This is a genomic window from Nostoc sp. DedQUE12b (assembly GCF_034530835.1).
Taxonomy (GTDB): domain Bacteria; phylum Cyanobacteriota; class Cyanobacteriia; order Cyanobacteriales; family Nostocaceae; genus Nostoc.
Genome location: NZ_JAVRCI010000006.1, coordinates 41458 through 64709, shown reverse-complemented (window position 1 = coordinate 64709; position 23252 = coordinate 41458). Strand labels below are relative to the sequence as shown.

Below are 23252 nucleotides of genomic sequence, written 5' to 3'. Positions count from 1 at the left end.
GTTTTCTGCCGCTAGATTGATTTTCGTGTGAGGGATGCGGTGAAAGGACAGCAATTATTTTATAGCTTCTTACCTGGTGTAACGGCAGCAGTTTTAACAACTCAGCCTGCTTGGGCTGGTACTGCGAAACTAACTGGGGTACAACTGGCGTCTTCTCCTAGTGTTTTGACTTCTACTTATGGTCAAGGCTTGGTTGTAGACACCATAAATAGGCAACTGCCTAATAGTGCAAATGTTAGTGTTCCAACCCTAGTACCTACTTTGGGTTTTACTAAACTTAGTATGAAACCTTTAAGTAATAACAGTATTCCCGTATTTACGGCTGAAGATACTGTTGTGCCAATAAAACAACTACTTAAGAAAGATAAAGGTAGATTTTTCAGTTTGACACCTACCTCTAATCCTTCACTAGCTCAAAAGAACCAAAAACAGAGTAATTCAAGCGCTGATAGGCAGAAATTAAAGAAGACAGTAGTTCCCAACTACACTTCAAAACCCCTTTCTGTCCAAAAAGAAATTTTGTCCCTGTCTTCTTTCCAGCAGCCAGTGGTTCAAAAGAAAAATACTGTTACTCAGTTGCAAACATTTTTACAAACTTCAGCTACAGGTGCAGGAGCAGCAAAACTGTTGTCAGCGCAGAGGTGTCCACAGGAGTTGAGCAAAAGCAAAACTGACTCCTTGGCTGTGCTACTAACCTCAAGCACCTGCTTACGACAAAACGCTATTGGTCGCTTGGCTCAAAGTAATACCACGATTCCGACAGATTCGACGCCAATCACTGTGCCAGGAACTGTAACTCCTGCACCAGAGGGTTCGGTGCAACCTTCTACTGTGCCAGGAACCGTAACTCCTGTACCAGAGGGTTCAACGCCAACTATCACTGCGCCAGGAACCGTAACTCCTGCACCAGAGGGTTCGGTGCAACCTTCTACTGTGCCAGGAACCGTAACTCCTGTGCCTCCAGGGCCGGTGCAAATTCCAGAGAACCTGATTCCTAACTCAAATCCCCTACAATTTCCCACCAAACCGGAGGAGGTGCAACTTCAAGGAAATCAGCCGATTACTTTGGCACAGGCTCTGGAGTTGGCACGGCGTAATAATCGCGATCTACAGGTGTCTTTATTGGAGCTAGAACGCAATCGAGCGGCTCTACGAGAGGCGCAAGCTGCTTTATTGCCCACTCTGGGAGTTAGCACCGATCTGACTCGTAGTCAGTCTGCTAATGGCCAACGTCAGAACGAATTAAGCGGGCCGTTTGCCCCTAACCAAGATCAACCCAGTACATCTTTTTCTGGTGAAGCACAACTTTCATATAATCTTTATACTTCTGGGAGAGTGCAAGCTAGCATCAAAGCGGCTGAAGAACAGGTACGTTTTAGCGAGTTGGCTGTAGAAACTCAGTCTGAGACAATCCGTCTGAATGTTGCCAGAGACTACTACAATTTGCAACAAGCAGATGAACAAGTACGGATTGCCCAATCGGCTGTGCTGAACTCTGAAGCTAGTTTGCGTGATGCAGAAGCTTTAGAGCGAGCTGGGGTTGGTACGCGGTTCGATGTGTTGCGATCGCAGGTGAATTTAGCAAATGCCCAACAAAATTTAACTAATGCTAGATCCCAGCAGACAATTTCCCGTCGTCAATTAGCAACTCGGATCAGTTTGCCGCAAGCAATAAATATCAGTGCCGCTGACCCTGTACAATTAGCTGGTCTTTGGAACCCAACCCTAGAACAAAGTATTGTGTTGGCTTATCAAAATCGTCCAGAATTGCAACAGCAGTTAGCACAACGTAATATTAGCGAGCAACAGCGTAGGCAAGCTCTTGCGGAACTGGGGCCTCAAGTTAGTTTGGTCGCTAGCTATAACCTGCTAGACCAGTTCGATGATAATGTCAGCGTTACTGATGGTTATTCATTCGGAGTTAGGGCAACCCTAAATTTGTTTGATGGCGGAGCAGCAAGAGCAAGAGCAGCTCAACAGCAAGCTAATATTGCGATCGCAGAAACTCAATTTGCTCAACAGCGCAACCAAATTCGCTTTGAGGTAGAACAAGCCTATTCTACCCAGCAATCTAGTTTGGAGAATGTTCAAACCGCTAATACCGCTTTAGAACAAGCTAGGGAAGCTCTACGTTTAGCGCGTTTGCGATTCCAAGCTGGTGTAGGTACTCAAACTGATGTCATTAACTCTGAAAACGACCTCACACAAGCTGAAGGTAATCGAGTCACAGCAATTTTGGATTACAACCGCGCTTTAGCTGATTTACAACGGTCTGTTACCCTCAGAGCATTCCGCTAATTAGCTGAAACTCCATTGAATGAATACTTTTGACTACTGTTGTGTTTATCATGACATTACACAGTCCAGTAGCATTTCTAATAAAAAGCTAGCTAAAAGCCTCACTTATTCAGTAAATACACTGAATAAGTGAGGCTTTTTAGTCCAAAAGGCACTATTGTAAATTGTGATTTTTAGAAATTCTTTAGCGATCGCTAAAGGATAAAAAGAAAAAACTACGGTTTTCAAAGTAGACGTGTTTTATCTAATTCTTCCGGTAACGAAACTTTTTCCGCTCCTCTGAAAAGAGGGTTAGGGAGAAGTCGTAGAGAAGGAGTTGTTTTTGTGAGGTCTGTATTGGACTTAGCAGAGAAGCGCTATAGTCAAATTTGGACTAACATAACTGAGTGTTCGATCGCTTGCCTTGTCAAAGACTCATGACTAAAGTAACATCTCAAGAAATTGCACAGTTTCGCTCTCAATTGGCAGACGATCCTAGCGATATGGAAGCGCTGGATTTGATTGAAGACTGTGATGGAGATTTGGAAGATGCAGCGATGACGCTAGCTATCCGAGCAGGACAACAGCCAGAAAGAGCAAATTCCGAGTGGTTAGATGCCTTGGCTAGAAAATGGCGTGTGGTCATTTGTGAACAAGAATATCGAGAAGATTTGCTTAATACTTCTCTTGTGAAGATGATGGAACATCTAAAAACAACGCCGACATTTCCTAAGATTTTGGCAACGCCAGTTTTGCTATATGTCCTCAAGCAAGGCGTAAACAATTTTTGTGAGCCACTAGATTTGCTAAAATGATCGACCCGCATTTTAATCTCACGATTAAAACTGCGGCTACTGAACATAGATGCAAAACGGCTTCAAAACCCTTAATAAGCTTAGTTCGCGCAGGCGGACTACACAAACGCAGTGGGTAGTCCTTTCAGTGCTTTGGTGCAAGATGTGAGCCTGCTAACTCTGATGTAAGTCTTGGAGTAATCCAGATGTGTCACTTCTAGTCATGCGAGGTTGAATAGACCAGGACTGATACGCTGTTAATTAAGGCAAAACTTCTATTAGACAAATTGTAAAATCAATGAATTACCTTGTTGCCGTATTACCAGACCGCATTCAAGCCGAAGCTGCTTACTTAGCTTTAGAAAAAGAAGGCATTAACAGCACTATTTTAGGGAGGGGGTATAAAACGGCTGACGAGTTTGGCTTAATTGACCCCAAAGAACAGGCTAAAAAGCAAGCAAAACAGATGGCAACCTGGCTGATACCATTTGGCTTTTTTGCAGGTTTTACATTCAGCCTGATTACTGGTTTAGATACTTTTGCCTGGGCGGGTGAAGTTGGCAATCACATTGTTGGCGGACTGCTGGGTGCTGCTAGTGGTGCGATGGGTGGTGTGTTTGTCGGTGGCGGAGTCGGTTTACTTGTAGGTGGTGGTGATGCTTTACCTTATCGCAACCGCTTAGATGCAGGTAAATATTTAGTCGCCGTTCAAGGTTCTGAAACTCTGACTCGCCAAGCAACCAAAATATTACGTCAGTTTGATCCAGAAAATATCCAAGGTTATGCCGACACAAATACTGTGTATTGAATAAATCATAGTTTACAGATCACGAGACAACGGCTTGAGTTACTTTCCTATTCTTGGGAGATGGCTTAAGCCGCTGCGATCGCAAACAAATCCCCAGTAGAAAGGCTAACCCAATCTGGACAGGAACCGTAGAAATGGGAATTAAAGCTAGAATCAGGATAGTTATAGCAAATTAATTCTCAATTCATAACTCATAATTTTTAAGAATGTTGCCACGAGAAGAACTTTTAAAAGGTGTTGAAAATCGAGATAGTGTCGCTCGTGCAATCGATCAAGCAGAGCAAGCAATCAAAACTTGGGAAGTGGTTTTGACAGATTTTCTATCTCCCCCAGAATTGGCAGAAATTCAAAGGGTATTTAACCGATTAACAGAAGTGCAGTTGGTAGCATGGGGTGGATATCCGCAAGCTGAACGCCAAAGAATAGCGATCGCTCGTTCGGAACTTCCCTTAGATCAATCTCAAGTCAGCCTTGTAGCCGTAGAAATTGCTGGTAATTTCCTGTTTGATACCGCCTCTCACCGCGACTTTTTAGGGGCAATGTTGGGGACGGGAATTGTTCGTGAAAAGACAGGAGATGTGATTGTCTTAGGAGAACGAGGGGCGCAGGCGATTGTTGCACCAGAGTTGGTGGAGTTTTTGTCAATGAGCCTCAAACAGGTGCGATCGGTTCCTGTGAAAACTCAGCAGATTGAGCTAACTGAATTAAAGGTTCGGGAACCCAAGAAAAAAGAATTAACTACTGTGGAGGCTTCTTTAAGATTAGATGCGATCGCATCTGCTGGTTTTGGCATGTCCCGCAGCAAAATGGTTGATTTCATCGATGCTGGTGATGTCCGCGTCAATTGGAAGGAAGTTACCCAAGCTAGTTCTCAAGTCAAATCAGGCGACTTAATCGCCATTCGCTCTAAAGGGCGTTTAGAAGTTGGGGAAATCGCCGTTACAAAAAAAGAGCGTTACCGAGTTCAATTAACAAGGTACATGTAATAAGTTAGGAGTGAGGAGTTTTAAATACATCAGTTTATTTAACTTTAAACTCCAAACTCCTAAATAGATAATTAATACTTAGGCTTTAAAGCGTTTTGCTAACATATTCAGTAGAAGTTTACGCGGTACAAGCCGAGATAATTTGCTTCTAATTTGAGTGGTACTATCAGAGCTAATAACAGTTGGATAGCCTTTTTCTAAAGCCTCTAAAGATTCCCAAACCACTTTTTCGGAAGAATAGACTTTATCTGTACTGCCTGCCAGCGCTGGAGGAAAATTAGCTTCTGCAAAAAAGTTTGTTTCTATTGGCCCTGGACAAGTGACTAAGATCCGGACACCATACTGATAATTTTCTGCCCATAATGCTTCACTAAAGCTGAGAATAAAAGCTTTACTAGCAGCATAAACAGAAAGGTATGGTATAGGTTGAAATGCCGTAATAGAAGATACGTTAATAATACTTCCAGAACGACGTTGCCGCATCAAGGGTAAAAATTTATGGGTTAAATCTACCAATGCTAAAATATTTAATTGTACGATTTTGACTTGTTTTTCTCCATCCCCTTCAGCAAAGTCGCCATAGGAACCAAAACCAGCATTATTGATTAATAAATCAATGTTTAATCCCTTTGCCTTTGTGGCATCAAATACACTAGCAGCTGCATTAGGTTCTGTGAGGTCTTTTACTACAACGTCTACTTGAATGTTGTGTTGTTCTTGTAGTTCTTTAGCTAATTTGCTTAGTTTGTCTTCAGAACGAGCAACGAGTACAAGATTTGTTTTGCGTGCAGCTAGTTCTTGAGCAAAGGCTTTACCAATACCACTAGAAGCACCAGTAATTAAAGCAGTTGGCATTCTACATATTCAGATAGTTTTTAAGCACTTATAAATCTTAGCTATGCTGACTATAAGTTTTAACTACCCAAAGTGATATATCCAAAAGGGTAAAAGCAGCACTTTGTACTATGAAATCTGAGTGAAGGCTTGCTCCACTCAAAATTTTACTTCCCTAAAACTTGACTTTTTGAAACTATATTAATTCTCCCAATATACCGATATGGGAGATTCTTAAATCTTCTTCATCTGTATATTCAATAGACAAGTTGATTTTTTCTGGTAATTTAGGCAAAGATGATATCAGATATTACAAATAATGATTTTTTCATGACGATTCAAATTCATTTTGAATTCTAATTACCATTTTTCAGACCAATAGATAATTTCTGACGTGGAACTATTAATTGCAACGCCGTAGCTATTTCCATGATTCCACTTAAAGCCAGGTCTACCTTTGTTATCTGTATTTAATACCAATATTTCATAAGTAGCTGGAAAAGATTCTGTAGGAGAGTCACTAGTATAAAAGAAAGTTGTGGGCACACCGTTAGGTTGATTTATGTGGTCGTTTGTGTTACCGCCTATATATTTGTGCTTGGCACTATTTCTGTATTGTGAAAGTAATTTTTCTATCTTTTTTGGTGGCTCTTTCAGTCTAATTTGAAAAAAACTACTTCCTTGCAAAACTTTGGGAGAGTAAGCAATACGAACGTCTTTAGCATCAAGGGGAATCTCATTAGGAAAATGTTTTACTTGGTCATTTTCAGACCATAGTTGATTACGAATTTCTTTATAGCGTAATGTATTAGTTATGATTTTAGGCTCACTATTACTGCTAAAAGTTGTTCTCAGAAAAAAGCTTCCCCCGACAATACTAAGACTAGCAAGGGCTAATAGAAATTGCGATCGCTTCATCAAGTTGGGTGTGTCTAACTTTCGTAGTCATATACCCAACTAATAAACTAAATTCGTACTATTGCGGATATCGAATCAGAGATATTAACAGAAACTTTGTGTATTCAGAGGAAAATTGGGATAATTGTAAAATTAATGTGAAGTTGGTCAATGATTACCTAGTCAAATACCGTAGGTAATCCTCATTGAAGCTAGTACTACCGTTTTAGCTAACGAAATCAATTCCACAGCTATATATTTATTTTTCAATTCTTCCTGATGCAGCAATAACTAAAGCGGAGATATAAATAGTAGATGCACCTTAATTAAATCACAGCCTTCAGCTTTTAGTTGGGGGCTTTTTTTTTATTGCTGATACTTTTTTATTCATTAATGAAATAAATTTGCTTAAAAGTCTAATTTTCCCGGATATAGCAATTAATAAAGTGGATTAATAAATGGTAGATGCACCTTAATTAAATTACAGCCCTCAGCTTTTAGTTGAAGGCTTTTTTATTGCTAATAATTTTTTGCGAAAAAAATAAATTTTATTAAAAGTCTAATTTGCCCGGATATGGCAATAAATAAAGCGGATTAATAAATGGTAGATGCACCCTAATAAATTACAGCCCTCAGCCAAAAGCTGGAGGCTTTTATTATTTCAATATCGATGGCAGTAAACTAGGAGCTAACCACACTGCATAACCAATAAATCCAAACAGCAAGGTAATCAGAGCAGTAATGCCGTAGCTGATGCAAATTAATAAACCGTCAGATTCGATGGTGGCAACAGTCAAAAGTAAAATACCGATAGTAGGAATAGGATTTGTAAACGGGATTGGTAATATTAGCAATACTGTTAATAAAGAGATACAAAACCCATTAATTCGCCAAACTAAAGGATTATGGGCTATTTTTGCTAATCGGGGACGGGCGATTTTCTGGAAAACTTTGGTGAGCCGTCCCAAATTTTGCAAAAGTAACTGGGCGAAGGAACGAGGAAATTTGTAGTTAGCGATTCTTTTCGGTAGCCAAGGCGATCGCCTTCCTAAAACCATTTGCACTGACAACAGTAGACAAGCACCACCAAATGGGCCAGTTAATCCCGGTGGCATGGGAAGCAAAAAAGGCAAAACTAATAATGTAATTACCAGACTAAAGCCCCGTTCTGAGGTTTCTGTCAGAATATCGCCTAGAGTCAGCGGTTGTTCAGCTAGGCGTTGCAACAGGGACTTTATATCTTGAGAAAATCTCAGATGCATTTGGCGTCAGTTGATGCGAGTTCCCACTTTGCAGTAAAGGAAGATGAGGGAGAATAACTTCTAAACCCTGCCAATTTTAGATTTTGAATTGAAGGAAAATCTAAAATCTAAAATCTAAAATTGAATGACTCCTAACTCCTGCTTTCTGGGGGTACAAAAACAGCTATAGCTTTAGGTATAACCCGAAAATGAGCAGGTGTGTAGGTAGTAATTTCACCATCTGTATTGATAGGGCGATGTTTGCGAGTATGTACCTCTATTTCTTGACCTTGAAGCGAGCGTACACTCTGCCAATGTATATGTCGCCCTCGTCGCATTGCGGGTAGTAATAATATAACCTGCCACCAGTGTTCAATCTCCAAGCTATAAAGGTCTAGCCTTTGATCGTCTATTGTGGCATCGTCAGCCACTGCCATACCACCACCGTAATAGCGACCGTTACCGACAGCAATTTGTACTGTTTTGACGCGAATCAATTCACCGTTGATCGCAATCTCTGCTGTAAAAGGTCTAGCTTCCAAAATCACTTGCAATGCAGTAGCAGCATAAGCAAATACTCCCCAACGGCGCTTAACTTCTTTGGTAAGCCGTTGGGTAATTTTTACACTCAATCCCATACTGGCAACGTTAAAAAAGTGCTTGCCATTCACACAACCCAAGTCGATGCGCTGTAAATGTCCATTTCCAATAATTTTGCAAGCTTCGTTCAAGGAATTTGGGATTCCTAAAGTTCTCGCTAGATCGTTGGCAGTTCCCAGAGGTAAAATTCCCAAAGGTAACTGAGTCTCAATTAAAGCATCTACTGCGGCATTGAGAGTGCCATCTCCTCCACCAATAATTACCAAGTCAATTTGATGCTTATAGCGAAGTATAACTTCAGCAAGATGTTTGGGATCTTCTGTAGACTCTTCAATTAAATCAAAGTCAAGTGTTTTGAGATATTGAATTGCTTCCGACAGACCCTTTTGCCCTTGGCGAGCATGACGATTTACTAACAGCAGTGCGCGGGAACTCATGGGTGGTACCTTGCGTTGTTGATATGTCCAATTATTCGCATCTATATATTCTGCTTGATGTTTACTATAAAAAAGTGTTTAGGCTGTGATGAAAGTTATTAACCATTCATTTTTCTAACACTTATTATATTGTGACTACTAATTTTTAATTTTTCTTTTTCTTTAGTTTAGCTTTACTAGTCCTCAGTGTGTTTATCTTTAACAAATATAATTATTACTCTTTAGCTAAATGAATTTTAGGTATTTTTATTTGTAAAATAGCAAGTTGCTCAAATATTACTATGCAAAACATAAGGGATATTTTTCATTCAAATAGATACATATACAGCAAATTGCAACTTTGTAAGGTATAGATTATTGTAAGGGCACAACAATAGACCTCTTGCAAAAATATATTTTTGCAAGAGAGGGAAAAGGAAAAAGGTTAAAGGGAAAGGATTTTGAGTTTCTTTACCCTTTTCCCCTTCCCCTTTACCCCGACTTTTGCAAGAAGTCTAATGTTGTGCCCTTACCTATGTAAATCATTTATGTGAAAAATTCTGTATATAAAGCTTCTGTGTTGAATCCAATACAGCACTAGTTGGTTGCTTAACTGGGGGAAATCCCGCAACGGATTAGCTCCCCTACTAGGTTGAGGAGTAAGATTCAAAGTCTCTTTGCTTTTAGTAAATCGTTATTACAATTATTTAATTTTTAGTTAAAAAAGCAATTATATCTGTGAACTTATGCTGTGACAGATTGAAAATTGTCTATGTTAAAGCGATCGCACCTTGGAAACGGCTTTTTTAGGTAAATCCCTATCTTCATTTGGAATTTTGCTTTTATGACTTTTTCGCGTCGGTGTCGCCACCAATAATTGCTTGAAACACATCACCTAGCAAAAAGAAAAACCCCGAAACTAATACTACAAGCATTAAACTCGCAAGACCCGCAAAGGGAGAGATGATAAACAAGATTAAAAGCCCAAACATCAAAATTTTTAGTAATGTCTTATTCATCTTTTTTGATATTGAATAATATGTGTATTCTCTACAAATAATCGATAAATCAACAATCTGTCACCTGCCCTCTGTTAGATTTTATCTGTGCGCGCTTACTTTTGTGGTCAAGGCGCTTTCTTTGAGAACTGCGAGTTGGTTTAGTGGGTTTACGTTTGATTGTCACCACAACTGCGCTTTGAATGAGTTCTTGAAGTCTTTTCAAGGCTGACTCACGATTGTTCTCTTGGCTTCGGTGTTCTTGGGCTTTAATTACCACTACTCCTTCTTGGTTAATGCGTCGATCGTTGAGCTTTAAAAGCTGTTGTTTGTAATAATCGGGTAATGATGAAGCCGCAATATCGAAGCGCAAGTGGATGGCGGTAGAAACCTTATTTACATTTTGGCCTCCTGCTCCTTGCGACCGAATCGCGGTAATTTCAATCTCAGTCTGTGGGATAATAACATTATTGGAAATTTGCAGCATTACTCACAAGGCAAAAGAAAAACTTGTAACTTTGGAATAAACTTTCTTTACTCGGTTTGTTCGGTTAAATCTATCATTACATCTTGGTCTTCATTGTTGTTCAAATTCACCTCTAAAGTCTGTCCTTGGATTGTTACTTTATCACCCGGTACTAGTCGCCGTCCTCGTCGAGTTTCCAGCATCCCGTTTACTTGGACATCACCACCTTGAATCATCAGTTTGGCTTGACCTCCAGTTGGCACTATACCCATCAACTTTAAAAATTGATTTAACTTAATTGTGTTGTCTCTAATTTTCTTCATAATAAATAAAGGTACATAATTTTAATTGTATCGTGGCCTTCTCAAGCTAAAGCGTAAATCTGTTACACCACATAATCAGCTAAGTACCCCATTTCATTAATTCGTAGCAAATTTAATTTGGCAATACTCTGCAATGGCATTGTGTTGGCAAAAATTTAACAAAGTCACGCTTTTACACAAAACTTTACTGAGAAATGTGAATTTACAGCAGTTTTCATTTAATTGAACTGTATATGTTGTACAAGGACAGTAATGCTTTACCTCTACTGTGTGGTGCATTTACCTGAAAATTGCTAATTTTATTAATTGGCTGTGGTGGAGTGACGCCAATAGCGATCGCGAGTGCGTCTGGTAGAAAAGCGTTAGCGAGTCCGCGATCGCGAGTGCGTTTCGTAGAGAACGTCATAGCCAGTCGTAGATATCGCTCTAACAAAAAGTGTAATACCAGTTATTATCTATAATGTTGATCTACAAAGCTGCCAGATATGGGTTAAAAACCAGTCTGGAAAGTTCTTTTAGTGTGTTCAGGGGACTGGATCTATGATTAAGCTGGGTTTATTGGTACAGTCCCAAAATAACTCTTTGGGTATCGGAAAAGTTACGGAAATATCTGATACCAATGCGATCGTTGAGTATTTCTGCTCTATAGGCCAACGTCTCCAAAAAACTTTACCTTTAAGTACGCTCTCTGAAGTCAAGCTTGAACCCCAAGCTAGATGCTATATCAAGTTCCCAACTCAGGATAAATGGATAGTTGGCAGAGTTTTTATCTGGGATGAAGATACAGAAATGTATCAAATTGATTTACCAGATAAGAAAACTGCGATCGCATCTGTTGAAGACATTTACGTTCGTTGTAATCTACCAAATACAGACCCCATCCAAACTCTGGCGATGAAGGGTCACGAAACGCCTTACTTCCACGACAAAAGATTGGCTTTCGTGAAATCCTTGACTCAGCAACGCGCTGTAAGTCGCGGGATGACGGGACTGATTTCGGCAAATATTAATCTTTATCCTCACCAAGTTGAAGTAGTCAGGCGGGTACTGGAAGACCCAATTCAACGCTACTTGCTAGCAGATGAGGTGGGACTCGGAAAAACCATCGAAGCGGGTGCGATTCTCCGTCAATTCCTCCTCGATGAACCGAAAAAAGGTGCGGTGGTATTAGTTCCGCAATATTTGCTCAAACAATGGCGGACTGAGTTAGAAAACAAGTTTTACATCTCCCATTTTGGTAAACGGGTAGCGGTGCTGGCGGTTGAAGATATTCATAAAATCAACCTGAAAGCAAGGATAGGCTGCTTAATTTTAGATGAAGCTCATCACATCGCAGCAATGGCAACCTCTAAGGATGCAACAGTACGCCAGCGTTTTCAGACTTGCAAAGAACTTGCTCATAAAAGCGATCGCTTACTTTTATTATCTGCCACTCCTGTTCTCAATCACGAGCAGGATTTTCTGGCCATGTTGCACTTACTCGACCCAACAACCTATAAAATTGGTGATCTCGCAGGGTTCCGCGCCAAAATTGAAAGTCGTCAGCAAATTGGTAAACTTCTGCTTTCTTTTAAAGAAGGTGTAGAACCAGAGGTTCTCAAAAGCAACTTGCAGCAATTGCGAAACCTCTTTGCTGAAGATAAGTATTTGCTGAAGCTGGCGGATGATTTAGAAAATTGTTTACAAGCAAATTCTACTGAGCAAGAGCAAATCGTCCAAGCGATTCGCGTCCATGTCAGCGATATCTATCGACTACATCGGCGAATGCTTCGCAACCGTCGCGCTGCCGTGGAAGACGTGATATTTGACCGCAACTTTACGCCCAAAGAAGAGTACGATTTAGACGAGCGATCGCTTGATATCCACGAACTGCTCAATCAATGGCAAAGTGTTGCTCCTGATGAAAAGCAATATCAGCGAATTTTTCTGCTGTTATTTCTGGCTGCTGGTACTTGGTTAGGCATTTTAGAGCAGGTAATTACGGCGCGTTTAACTGCAAAACCTCATGCTAAACTCATCCAGGAGTTTAAAGAAGATGATGTTCGCCTGTTAACTACAACCCCCAAATTCTCAGGGGAAGAAGAGATTCTCCAATCCTTACTAAAAATTATTCGTCAACCTCAAGAGGACGGACAACGGACGGAAAATTTAAAAACAGTCCTGCTGAATCAGCTGGGTACATATTTCAAAATTCCCGCAAACGTTCGGAAGAATCAAAAGGAATTCATCACCAGGATACAGCAGAGAATTAAAAGACCAATTGCTGGCGATATTCTGCCCAAATTTGTTGTATTTACCAGTTTTGTGCAAACTTGTGGCGAAATTGTCCGGTATTTATCTGATACCTTTGGCGCAGAGACAATAGCCAGCCATCAATTTGGAGAATCACCAGACAAAGTTGAGGAAGGCTTAAATCGATTCAAGAATAACCCCAACTGCTTTATTTTAGTATGCGATCGCTCTGGAGAAGAAGGGCGTAACCTTCAGTTTGCCGATTGGTTAATTCATTTTGACCTGCCTTGGTCGCCTAATCAATTAGAGCAGAGAATTGGCAGACTTGACCGCATTGGCAGTAAAATTGGCATCCAATCTAGTGCCTTGATTGGCCCCTACTTGGAAGATAGCCCTCACAATGCTTGGTATAAAGTATTAAAAGATGGGTTTGGTATTTTCCAACAATCAATTGCCAGTCTCCAGTTTTATGTTGATGAGAAACTTGCAGAATTAGAAACAGTTTTGTTTCAATCAGGTGCGCCTGGATTATTAGAAATGGTTTCACCAATTCAAGAGCAAATTGAAGCGGAAATAGCCAAAATTAGCGAACAAAATGCTTTAGATGAAATTGATGCAAACGATGAAATTGCTACCGAGTATTTTCAAGACCTAGATAATTACGATGCTCGTCATCTAGAAATGAAACGAGCAATTGAAGGCTGGATTTGCGACGCACTCGGATTCAGAGGACTGAATAACCCAGATTCATCAGAGATGCGGCGTTATCAACCAACAACGCGTACTTTGGTTCCGATAAATGAGTTACAAAACCGTTTTGCTGAGAGTTCTCTAGACCAATTTGGTACTTATAATCGCAGAGTAGCAAACCAGAATGCTGGTGTTAAACTCTTTCGAGTTGGTGAAGGATTTATCGAAGCACTCTTGAACTATATCAATTGGGATGACCGAGGTGAAGCCTTTGCTCTGTGGCGCACTGATGCATCTTGGGACGCGAAAGAAGGGAAAGAGTGGTTCGGTTTCCAGTGCAATTATGTAGTCGAGGCAAATTTAAGAACTGCCAAACAAGTTTTACTAGATAACAAACTGGATAATTCTCAATTCAAAAACTTGCAGCGCCGCGTTGATGCTCTATTTCCGCCAATTATAGAAACTATCTATGTTGATGGTCGCAAGCAGCCAATCCGGGTTGTTGAGGATAAAGCACTCTTAAGTATTCTGCAACGTCCATATAAAGACAAAAACAATAATCAAGGACGAGATTACAACTTAGCAAAAGAGCGCTTAGGAATTATTGACGATTTTGTTGACCCTAGTAAATGGCAAAATTTTTGCTATGAAGTGCGTAACACTTCTTCAGAATTACTTGCCAATCGTCCCGATTTTATTGACTTATGTCAAAATTGTGCTAAAGTTGCCGAAAAGAAATTAGCCAATAGAGTAGAACAATTAGGTCTACGTTTAAATCAGCAAAGTTGGGATAATGCATTAGCTGAAGAATTGAAGATAGAAACTGCTTTAAATGCAGCCATTCTAGAGGGAATTCGCCAGCCGCTTCTAAGGCTTGATTCTGTGGGTTTTATTGTGGTATCGGGGCGATCGCTTGTGCAATTTGAGTGATATTATGTGCGATTAAACAGCTTTGGAAATCAAATAGGATTCCCAAAGATTGAGAGCTGAAAATCTCCGACTTTTTAAATAAGTCGGGGATCTTTTTGTTATGGTGTTATTGATGACATTGCTGTAAAAACATATACAGCATATTTCAAGTAGATGATATACAAAGTGCAGAACTCACACATCAGATATAAAAGTTTGTACTTCCTTCTGAATTCTGCCTTCAAACCCGTAGCTTTGTATTTCATGTAAAAGAAATTAGTATTCACCCCAACGATGCCACTGGTGAAAATCTTTTCCGGCACTCACAGCTAAACCAATTTGGTGCTGTGAAGATAGTTCATCGTGTCCACCTTCGTTTGCGCCAATGTAGTACATACGAAAACTGCCATCATCCATTGCGACTACACAAGGCGTGCCTACAGCCCTTGCATCCCAACGACCAGAACCCTTTTGAGCATGAGAAAAGATAGAACCTCCAACTTGCTGTCCTTGATGTTTTTGCCAATGAATCCCGTCGCTAGAAACAGCTAGACCGATGGAGTGATAACCATTGTTGTTAACACCTTCGTAAAACATTACGTACTCTCCGTTTATTTTCAGAACATTGCGAGTACCAATACCTCTCTCATCAAAACTTCCAGGCTCACCTGGTTGTAAAATCTGACCAACTTTTTCCCAATGAAAACCATCGCTAGACACAGCTAAACCGACTAAGAATCCTTTGTCAGGATTTAAGGTATGGTAGTACATTTTCCAGGTTCCATCATCATCAGGCAAGACCTGTGGCCAGGCGCAAAATAGGGCATCAAACTCCCCTGCCTTACCTAAATCGAGAAAAGCTCCTTGATAATTACCTTCCAGCCGCACCCAATTTATGCCATCACGGGAGATAGCACAGCCAGGGCGCATATTTAACCCTTTAGCTTTAAAGCTTCCCATCTCAAGAATTGTGTGGTCTCCACCGAAATACCACATCCAATAAAGACCATCGTGAAAGTAGACATTGCTTACACCAACATGGGCTGAGTCAAACCGGCTAGAATTTTGGTGAGGCTCAAAGACAGCCCCCATAGTTAATAATCCTTGGACGCGTTGCCAATGAATTCCATCATCAGAAATCGCTAAACCACAGCGACCAGTGGGCAAATTGATTTGCCGATCAAACGACGCATCCCGACCGTAATACCACATTTTCCAAGTTCCATCGGGACAGTACAAGACCTGTGGCGAAGAAACTCGTTCGGAATCCCACCAGCCTTCGGCTCCAGGCGTTAAAACCAATCCTGGTTGATGATTTGGGGTTTTTGGATGATTCATATCTAAATCTAAAATCTAACTTAAAAAATCTAACTTATTGAACACTGAAGTTTCATACTTGACAAATTAGCTATTAATCCTATCGCTAAATTAGGCTTTTATTGAGAATCAATAATGAACAAATAAGGTTTATAAAAAATGCGAGTATTAGTCAGGGTGTAGTCCATTGCAGTATCAAATAATTCACAAACCAAAGGAGAACCGATGACTGACAAAAAGGTCGTGCTAGTAACAGGAGCATCATCTGGATTTGGGCAGTTAACTGCTCAAAAGCTTGCTCAAGAAGGTTACTGGGTCTTCGGTACTAGTCGCAAGGAACATCCAACTGTACAAGATGTAGAAATGTTGACACTCGATGTTACCTCTGAGTCTTCAGTGCAATCCTGTATCAAACAGTTGCTCGCACAGACTGATCGCATTGATTTACTGATTAACAATGCTGGACAAATTCATGCCAGCATGATTGAAGAAACTTCTTTAGAACAAGCTAAGGAGGTTTTTGAAACTAACTTTTGGGGTGTTGTCCGGGTTAGCAATGCTGTTTTGCCAGTTATGAGACAGCAGCGTAGTGGGCATATTATTAATATCAGTTCAGTGGCGGGATTGATTGGCGCACCAGGCCAAGGTTTTTACAGTGCAAGTAAGTTTGCACTCGAAGGTTATAGTGAAGCATTGAGTGTGGAACTAGACCCTTTCAATATTAAAATATCTTTAATTGAGCCTGGTTACTTTAAGACCAACTTCAACCACGCCATGTTATCATCCACATTGAATTATGCTGATTACGACAATGTACGCGATGTGATTCGCTCAACTGTTAGTCAGGCAATTGCACAAGGCGACGAACCTGAAAAAGTCGCACAGGCGATTCTATTTGCTGCTCGTAGTCGGTTGCCACGATTACGCTATCGTGTTGGCAATGAGGCACAATGGTTGCCTCGCTTAAAAGCAATATTGCCAGATAACTTGTTTCGATTTGGTGCGCGCAAGCGGTTGAATTTACCATAAATCACAGCCAACTCAACAACGCCCGATATCACACGCTCAAAGAAGGTGCTAGGGCTAAAGTTTTTGTAAAATCGGTAAGGAGAACGCGATCGCAAAGGTTAAACAATTCTGCCTCAGTAGAAGTGTGTCGCATCAACCGTAAAAAATCGCCTTCGGTGTCAACACTCAGAGCAATGTAGTTGAGGAACATTTTCAAGTAGCCTACGCGCGATCGCTCTGGCATAGATGCTGCTGTGGGGGTTTGCCATAAACGATCAATATAGTTGCGTACTTCTGCTAAAGGAACGAGCGCGATCGGTTCTCTTCGCAAAGCTTGCCGAATTTGATTAAAAAGCCAAGGATTCCCGATCGCCCAGCGTCCTACCATCACACCCGCCGCACCCGTTTGAGAAAGCACTTCAACAGCAGTTGTCGCCGAGTTAATATTGCCATTAGCAAGCACTGGACAATGGACTCGTCTAACTGCTTGGGCGATCAAATCATATTTTACTGCCCCGTGGTACATATCTTTCACCGTACGACCATGCAAACTCAGCAAATCAATGCTGTGGCGATTGATGATATCTAGAATTTTGTAAAAATTATCAGTATTTTCAAAGCCTACACGCATCTTGACCGTCAAAGGTCGATTGTTGACTGCCTGCCGCAATTCTCCCAAAATCCGATCCACTTTTTCCGGCAAGAGCAGCAATCCACCCCCAACATTTTTGCGATAAATTCTAGGTGCTGGACAGCCCATGTTCAAGTCAACTCCAGCGATATTATAGTTGCAGAGTTCCTTTGCTGTTCTTACTAAGTCTGGAATACTTTCGCCAATCATTTGCGCAAAAACGGGGCGACCCGTGTTGTTTTCGGTGATCGCTGCCAGAATGCTACGATTGAGCCGTGAGGTATCATTGACGCGGAAATATTCGGTGAAAAAGTAGTCAGGGCTGCCGTAGTGGGCAATCACCTTCATAAACCAGAGGTTTGTCACATCCTGCATGGGCGCAAGAGCGGTGAGGGGTAAGTGTGGATAGAGCGATTGGGGGAGCGGTACCTGGGGCATAAAGATGAAGAGCGATCGACAAAGCTCACTGTTAAGTTATAAGTAGCTAGACGTAAATCAATTAAAGTTTGTAGTGTTTGCATAGCGTCTCGTAGAGAGGACTTTAGTCCTAATTATCGTTGCTTTGAGCGATGAATCGCTCACTACAAACTAGGAGTTTATTAGTAATCCTATTCAACAATTTTTTTATCAAAACTAACTAATACCACAAGCTGCTAGTTTTACAGCTAAAGCATCTGGGTAGCGCCACGGTTGAGAACCACCAATCCAAATACGTGAGGGTAAATGACCGATTGGTGCTTTGAGACTAAAATTGAATTCTGAATTTGCATAACTAGTAAGTAAATAAATACATGTTAGTCTATTTACTGAAGGCGTGATGCTGCGTCAGCGTAGCCCATTGCAGACATCGCTCTTTCTGTGTATTAGGGTTGGTAGTACTTCGACAAAACTTGATGGAAGTGAGAAATTCCATATTCAATGTCTGCGAGCTGAAGTACACCATAAGCTTTGGAGTGAACACTTGCTTGTAGCGATCGCACCACCCCAAAGTCTTCATTTAACACCCGCTCAAATTCAGGTCGAAATTCATCCTGCTTATAAGGAAATGCTTCAATCTGTGCTTTTGTTTGATAAATAAAAACCTCAAACTTAGTTCTTGTGGGAGATAAAGGAGTCAGCCGAAAAACTGAAACTTTGTCTCTTGCGGTATTAATCATCATATTGGGAAAGATGAAGCCCTGGTAAGATTGTCCCCTTGGTTCTCCTGAAAAAGCGGGGTGATCTTTCACAAATTCATCATCTGTAAAAGGAACAAATATCTGATAGTGTCGCCCAGTTGGAGTGTAAATAATATTCTTCGGATCGAAACACTTTAAACTTTGGGCATGAACAACTGACAAGTGATAACACTCTAGATAATTCTCAATGGGAAATTTCCAATTGGCTGGCTCTTCATAAAACCAGTGGTCAACCTGCTGAAGTTCCTGCCAACGGTGCTGATACTGCTCTAAGTAAGCTGAAAATCCAGCCAAATAACTTACTAAAGATTCCCCTTCTGCTTCTGAGTTAACGAAGATAAAGCCGCCCCATGTCTCCACTCGTCCCTTAGCTAGATAGACAGTCGACTTATCTAAATTGGGAAAACACTCAGCGCGAGGTAAACCTTTAAGATTACCTTCATAATTGAAGTTCCAACCATGATAAGGACAACGCACCCGTTGACAATGACCCTGCCCTTGTAACATCTGCGCTCCGCGATGCGGACAAACATTGTGCATTGCTTGCAATTCACCATTATTATCTCGAATCACGAACATGGGCTGATCACCAACTTGGCAAGTTAAATAATCCCCAGGATTAGGTAGATCGGATTCACGTCCTACAAACTGCCAAGTGTTACGCCAGATAGTTTGCTGCTCATAAGCAAAAATTTGCTCGCTAAAGTAGTAATCACCAGGTAATCCAAATTTTGGTTTATTAGTATTAGGAGTTTCATCCACAAATGATGGATGGGTGAAGATATTCATAGTGTTAACTTCTATTTAATCTATTTAATCAGTGGTGTTGAGCGATCGCTATCCCAAGTCCAACCTCAGATGAGATTGCCTCTTGCGCTAATTCCTGCCACCAGACCTGCATTGCATCGATCATTGCCCGAAACCCTGCTGCAAACTCTCCAAATTCTTCGGGTTGTATGTATGCTGCCACAGATGTTCTTAAGCCCGCTTCATGTTCAATTTCCCACTCATCTAAATGCTTGCTGAAGAAATATTGCAAATCTTTGGGCATTGCTCCTTCTAGCAACCACTCTAGAAGTTGCACGATCAGAGTTAATTCCGGAATTGAGGTTGCCTCGATCGCATAGGTTGCCCCTAGCACATTAGGTAGTTGTTGCTCAAATATCAATTGCATAGTTCTCAGCAGTTTGAATGTAGCTATTGACGGCATTGTGTTTTTCACAGGAACGCCCAGTCCTTGTTCTAACCCTTCAGCTAAAAGCGTGTAATGAGAGATTCCTTGTGTACTTTTGCCCATCTCTTCGGCAATGTTTTCTTTGAGTTCTTGGGCTACAATGTCCCATTCTGCTACCAGCGCTTTCTGTCTTGCTAACTCTGTGAAACCCACCAACTCCTTTGGAAAAATCGAATATTGCTGCATGATATAAGCAATCTGAGCAAAACTTGCTTGACTCAGCATTTGTGCAACCGGATTTTTTGTAATACTAAATGCCAGGTAATCCTGAGCGAGCAGTTGATTCAGCTGCTGAGTTAGGCGATCGAATCTGTTCACAATTTTAGTCCTTTCAAGAGTTGAAGTAGTGTCGGTCGATTTGTCGCAAAAGTTGGTATGAATATAACAAAGGTGATACTAGCGGCAATATCAAAACCAAGCAAAATTGATACGTAAAATTAATACGCATTTCACTGGGCTGATTACCAACTATTTCTGAATACAGGCAAGGCAAAATTGATACTCAGTTAGCTTGGTTGATTACCAAAGATTTCTGAATACCGATATTAGGCCTGAACTTGCAAACAGTTAATTTATGAAGTTTTTGGCATTATTGATTGCCAGATTTGGTTTTTGGAATCCAAAAACCTTGAGTTTTATTACTATAAATATTAAATCATTATAAACATTTATACTTCATTAAGATTATTAAAGTAATGTTTTTTTACTGAAATATTTTTCAAGTGGTATTATTGTAAACTTAATTACTAAATATTAATACTTAGCAAATTACATTAAATATCCCAAATAGCGGGACACAAATGTATTTATCTTGTTCACAGAAGTAAGAAACCAGCTTGATTGAGGATAAAGTTCGGGAAGATGAAGCACAAATTATCTTAAGAATAGTATAAATACAACTAAGTGATTTTTCTGCTATTTGATAGTATGAAGTTTGTGATGGGTAATCTAGGTTAAGCAAAGACCTGAGCGAACCAAGATTTACCACTCATGAAGATACATCCATCTGGCAAAGTCCGTGCATTTTCATTACAGCTTGTTCTGGTCGTTCCTTTCGTATTGCAACTTTTTGGCATCGTGGGGCTAGTCGGGTATCTGTCATATAAAAATGGCCAGAAAGCAGTGAACAATCTAGCGGATCAGTTGATGGAGCGAACCAGTGGTGAGGTAAATCAACATTTAGATGCTTACCTGTCGATTCCTCATAAAGTTATCCAGTTAAATGCTGATGCAATTCGCATGGGATTGCTGAATGTGCGGGAGCGTCTCAAGGTTGGCAAGTACTTCTGGCACCAAATGCAAGCCTATGACCTAACCTTTATCAGCTTGAACTTAGCAACTGGGGAAGGAACTGGAGCCGGCCGTTACGATGGCAAAACGGTGACAATCGATGATAATGCGATCAAAACGCCAAGCCGGCCAAAAAATACGAAAACTTACTTAACAGATAATGATGGCAACCCAACCCAAGTGATGACGACCAGTACTTGGGATACCGTCAATGAACTTGCCTACACTGAACCTGTGAAAGCGGGGAAACCTATCTGGGTTCGCATTTATACTTATTACGATCCTGCTTATCCCCCTTATATTGTGGCATCGGCAGGTCGTCCGATTTATGATGCCAGCAAAAAACTGATTGGTGTTGTAGGGGCTGAAATTCACCTGTTGAAACTCAGTGAATTTTTACAGAAATTAAATGTCAGCAGCTTCGGACAGGTTTTTATTATGGAGCGTGATGGTATGTTGGTTGCCAATTCTGCTCAAGAAAAGCCTTTTACCGTAGTCAACAACGAAATTAAACGCCTTAAAGCGATCGACAGCCCCAATCCGATGCTACAAAGCATTGCCAAGCAGCTTCAGCAGCGTATTCCAGATTTTCAGTCCATTACCAATACCCAAAAACTGAAAGTTAATGTTCAAGGAGAAAATTTCTACGTGCATGTTGTACCTTGGCGTGACCAAAATGGTTTGGACTGGTTAGTAGTAGTTGGTATTCCAGAAAAAACTTACATGTCACAAATCCATGCCAACACCCACATTAGCATTCTGCTGTGTTTTGGGGCACTGATAGTAGCAACGACGATTGGCATATTTACCTCGCGTCGGATTGCAGATCCGATCTTGCGTTTGAATCAGACTACCCAAGCAATAGCATTTGGTGATTTAGAACAGACACTCCCAGAGGGGAATATCCATGAACTCAACACTCTTGCTCACTCTTTTAATCACATGGCAGGGCAATTGCGCGAATCCTTTATTGCTTTAGAAAACAGTAATGCCGAACTAGAAGCGCGAGTCGAAGAACGAACTGTTGAACTCAAAACAGCCATGAGTGAATTGCAGCGTACCCAAGCACAAGTACTCCAAAGTGAAAAAATGTCTAGTCTGGGTCAACTAGTAGCAGGTATTGCCCATGAAATCAATAACCCAGTTAACTTTATTCATGGCAATATTACTCACTTGGATGAATATACTCAAAACTTGTTACAGATGATTTATCTCTACCAAGAACGCTATTCTAGTCATGACCCAGAAATTCAAGCATTAGCACAGGAAATCGATCTAGAATTTCTCATTGAAGATTTACAAAAGATACTGCCTTCAATGAAAATGGGGACTGAGAGGATTCGTAATATTGTGCGATCGCTGCGGAATTTTTCGCGTATGGATGAAGCGGAATTTAAGGCAGTTGATATTCATGAAGGCATCGAAAGTACACTTTTAATTCTGCAACATCGCCTTAAAGATAAACCAGACCGTCCAGCAATTGAAGTTGTTAAAAATTATGGCAACTTGCCGCAAGTGGAATGCTATCCTGGTCAACTCAACCAAGTATTGATGAATATTCTGGTAAATGCAATGGATGCTCTTGATGAGTTAGATATCAAGCGTACCTGTCAACATATAGAGGAAAATCCCAGTCAAATTACTATCCGCACTTCAGTAGTTGATTCACAATCAATAGAAATTGCGATCGCTGATAACGCACAAGGAATGCCAGAATCGGTTCAAAACCGGATCTTCGATCCATTTTTCACTACCAAACCTGTAGGCAAAGGAACAGGCATGGGTATGGCAATCAGCTACCAAATCATTACGGAAAAGCATGGTGGTAGATTGCAATGTTTTTCTAGCCTTGGGCAAGGCACTAATTTCATAATTCAAGTGCCTATCCGCCAAAAAGCTCCTGAACCCGTCCTCAAAGTATAGAGCGATCGCATCATTTATTGGAATTGTTAAACCAATGTTATTTGGCTCAATTGATGACACGCCCTATAAACAATTCTCAAAGAAGACTTTCATACTAAGTATTGTGTTTGAGTTGACATCTGAAGCACTGAAACAATATCAGGAATACAATTATCAGATTCTTCCTCTGCTGCCAACGTCTCCAAAGCTTCCTCTTCTTA

19 protein-coding genes are annotated in these 23252 nt (G+C 40.7%); 7 read left to right on the top strand and 12 right to left on the bottom strand.

Going from position 1 to position 23252, the window contains the following annotated elements:
- Positions 1 to 39: 39 nt before the first annotated feature.
- The 4 genes from RMY16_RS04875 to RMY16_RS04860 all read left to right on the top strand — a co-directional run bounded on the left by RMY16_RS04875 (position 40) and on the right by RMY16_RS04860 (position 4865).
- Positions 40 to 2298, top strand: a complete 2259-nt coding sequence (locus RMY16_RS04875) for a TolC family protein (RefSeq protein WP_322735403.1) — start codon at positions 40 to 42, stop codon at positions 2296 to 2298.
- Between the two features lie 416 nt (positions 2299 to 2714).
- Positions 2715 to 3092 (top strand): hypothetical protein, encoded by a 378-nt coding sequence (locus tag RMY16_RS04870; RefSeq protein WP_292775463.1) that lies wholly within the window; start codon positions 2715 to 2717, stop codon positions 3090 to 3092.
- A 277-nt stretch (positions 3093 to 3369) separates the two neighbouring features.
- On the top strand, positions 3370 to 3879 hold the full coding sequence (locus RMY16_RS04865; protein WP_322663882.1) for a hypothetical protein: 510 nt from the start codon (positions 3370 to 3372) through the stop codon (positions 3877 to 3879).
- A gap of 206 nt (positions 3880 to 4085) precedes the next feature.
- Positions 4086 to 4865 (top strand): photosystem II S4 domain protein, encoded by a 780-nt coding sequence (locus RMY16_RS04860; protein WP_104909074.1) that lies wholly within the window; start codon positions 4086 to 4088, stop codon positions 4863 to 4865.
- Between the two features lie 78 nt (positions 4866 to 4943).
- On the opposite strand, the gene RMY16_RS04855 is transcribed toward RMY16_RS04860, so the two are convergent.
- From RMY16_RS04855 to RMY16_RS04820, 8 genes are all read right to left on the bottom strand, one after another.
- Positions 4944 to 5720, bottom strand: a complete 777-nt coding sequence (locus RMY16_RS04855; RefSeq protein ID WP_322663881.1) for an SDR family oxidoreductase — start codon at positions 5718 to 5720, stop codon at positions 4944 to 4946.
- A gap of 339 nt (positions 5721 to 6059) precedes the next feature.
- Complete coding sequence (locus tag RMY16_RS04850; RefSeq protein ID WP_322735402.1) at positions 6060 to 6617, bottom strand: hypothetical protein; 558 nt, start codon at positions 6615 to 6617, stop codon at positions 6060 to 6062.
- Between the two features lie 635 nt (positions 6618 to 7252).
- Positions 7253 to 7858: an exopolysaccharide biosynthesis protein gene (locus RMY16_RS04845; protein ID WP_322663877.1), complete on the bottom strand. Its 606-nt coding sequence runs from the start codon at positions 7856 to 7858 to the stop codon at positions 7253 to 7255.
- Between the two features lie 131 nt (positions 7859 to 7989).
- Positions 7990 to 8874, bottom strand: coding sequence for a lipid kinase (locus RMY16_RS04840; protein WP_322735401.1), 885 nt, complete (start codon positions 8872 to 8874; stop codon positions 7990 to 7992).
- A gap of 821 nt (positions 8875 to 9695) precedes the next feature.
- Positions 9696 to 9872 carry a hypothetical protein gene (locus tag RMY16_RS04835; protein ID WP_322663873.1) on the bottom strand — a complete coding sequence of 59 codons (177 nt, stop codon included), beginning with the start codon at positions 9870 to 9872 and terminating at the stop codon, positions 9696 to 9698.
- Between the two features lie 49 nt (positions 9873 to 9921).
- A complete protein-coding gene (gene arfB, locus RMY16_RS04830; protein ID WP_292732951.1) occupies positions 9922 to 10338 on the bottom strand; it encodes an alternative ribosome rescue aminoacyl-tRNA hydrolase ArfB in 417 nt (138 codons plus the stop codon).
- Between the two features lie 47 nt (positions 10339 to 10385).
- Positions 10386 to 10640, bottom strand: coding sequence for an RNA-binding S4 domain-containing protein (locus tag RMY16_RS04825; protein ID WP_322735400.1), 255 nt, complete (start codon positions 10638 to 10640; stop codon positions 10386 to 10388).
- Positions 10641 to 10854: 214 nt separating this feature from the next.
- Entirely contained in the window at positions 10855 to 11046 is a 192-nt protein-coding gene (locus RMY16_RS04820; protein ID WP_322735399.1) for a hypothetical protein, read from the bottom strand.
- Between the two features lie 134 nt (positions 11047 to 11180).
- Between RMY16_RS04820 and dpdE the strand changes: the two genes are divergently transcribed.
- On the top strand, positions 11181 to 14492 hold the full coding sequence (gene dpdE / locus RMY16_RS04815; RefSeq protein WP_322735398.1) for a protein DpdE: 3312 nt from the start codon (positions 11181 to 11183) through the stop codon (positions 14490 to 14492).
- Between the two features lie 255 nt (positions 14493 to 14747).
- Here the strand turns inward: dpdE and RMY16_RS04810 are convergent, their stop codons facing one another.
- Positions 14748 to 15809, bottom strand: a complete 1062-nt coding sequence (locus tag RMY16_RS04810; RefSeq protein WP_322735397.1) for a glycosyl hydrolase — start codon at positions 15807 to 15809, stop codon at positions 14748 to 14750.
- 204 nt (positions 15810 to 16013) lie between these two features.
- Between RMY16_RS04810 and RMY16_RS04805 the strand changes: the two genes are divergently transcribed.
- Positions 16014 to 16817 carry an SDR family NAD(P)-dependent oxidoreductase gene (locus RMY16_RS04805; protein ID WP_322735396.1) on the top strand — a complete coding sequence of 268 codons (804 nt, stop codon included), beginning with the start codon at positions 16014 to 16016 and terminating at the stop codon, positions 16815 to 16817.
- A gap of 28 nt (positions 16818 to 16845) precedes the next feature.
- On the opposite strand, the gene RMY16_RS04800 is transcribed toward RMY16_RS04805, so the two are convergent.
- The 3 genes from RMY16_RS04800 to RMY16_RS04790 form a co-directional block, all read right to left on the bottom strand.
- Positions 16846 to 17865 (bottom strand): tRNA-dihydrouridine synthase family protein, encoded by a 1020-nt coding sequence (locus tag RMY16_RS04800; RefSeq protein WP_322735395.1) that lies wholly within the window; start codon positions 17863 to 17865, stop codon positions 16846 to 16848.
- Positions 17866 to 18290: 425 nt separating this feature from the next.
- Positions 18291 to 19394, bottom strand: coding sequence for an aromatic ring-hydroxylating dioxygenase subunit alpha (locus RMY16_RS04795; RefSeq protein ID WP_322735394.1), 1104 nt, complete (start codon positions 19392 to 19394; stop codon positions 18291 to 18293).
- Positions 19395 to 19422: 28 nt separating this feature from the next.
- On the bottom strand, positions 19423 to 20157 hold the full coding sequence (locus RMY16_RS04790) for a DUF3865 domain-containing protein (RefSeq protein ID WP_322735393.1): 735 nt from the start codon (positions 20155 to 20157) through the stop codon (positions 19423 to 19425).
- 672 nt (positions 20158 to 20829) lie between these two features.
- Here RMY16_RS04790 and RMY16_RS04785 point away from each other — a divergent pair.
- Positions 20830 to 23052, top strand: a complete 2223-nt coding sequence (locus tag RMY16_RS04785) for an ATP-binding protein (protein WP_322735392.1) — start codon at positions 20830 to 20832, stop codon at positions 23050 to 23052.
- Positions 23053 to 23252: the final 200 nt, after the last annotated feature.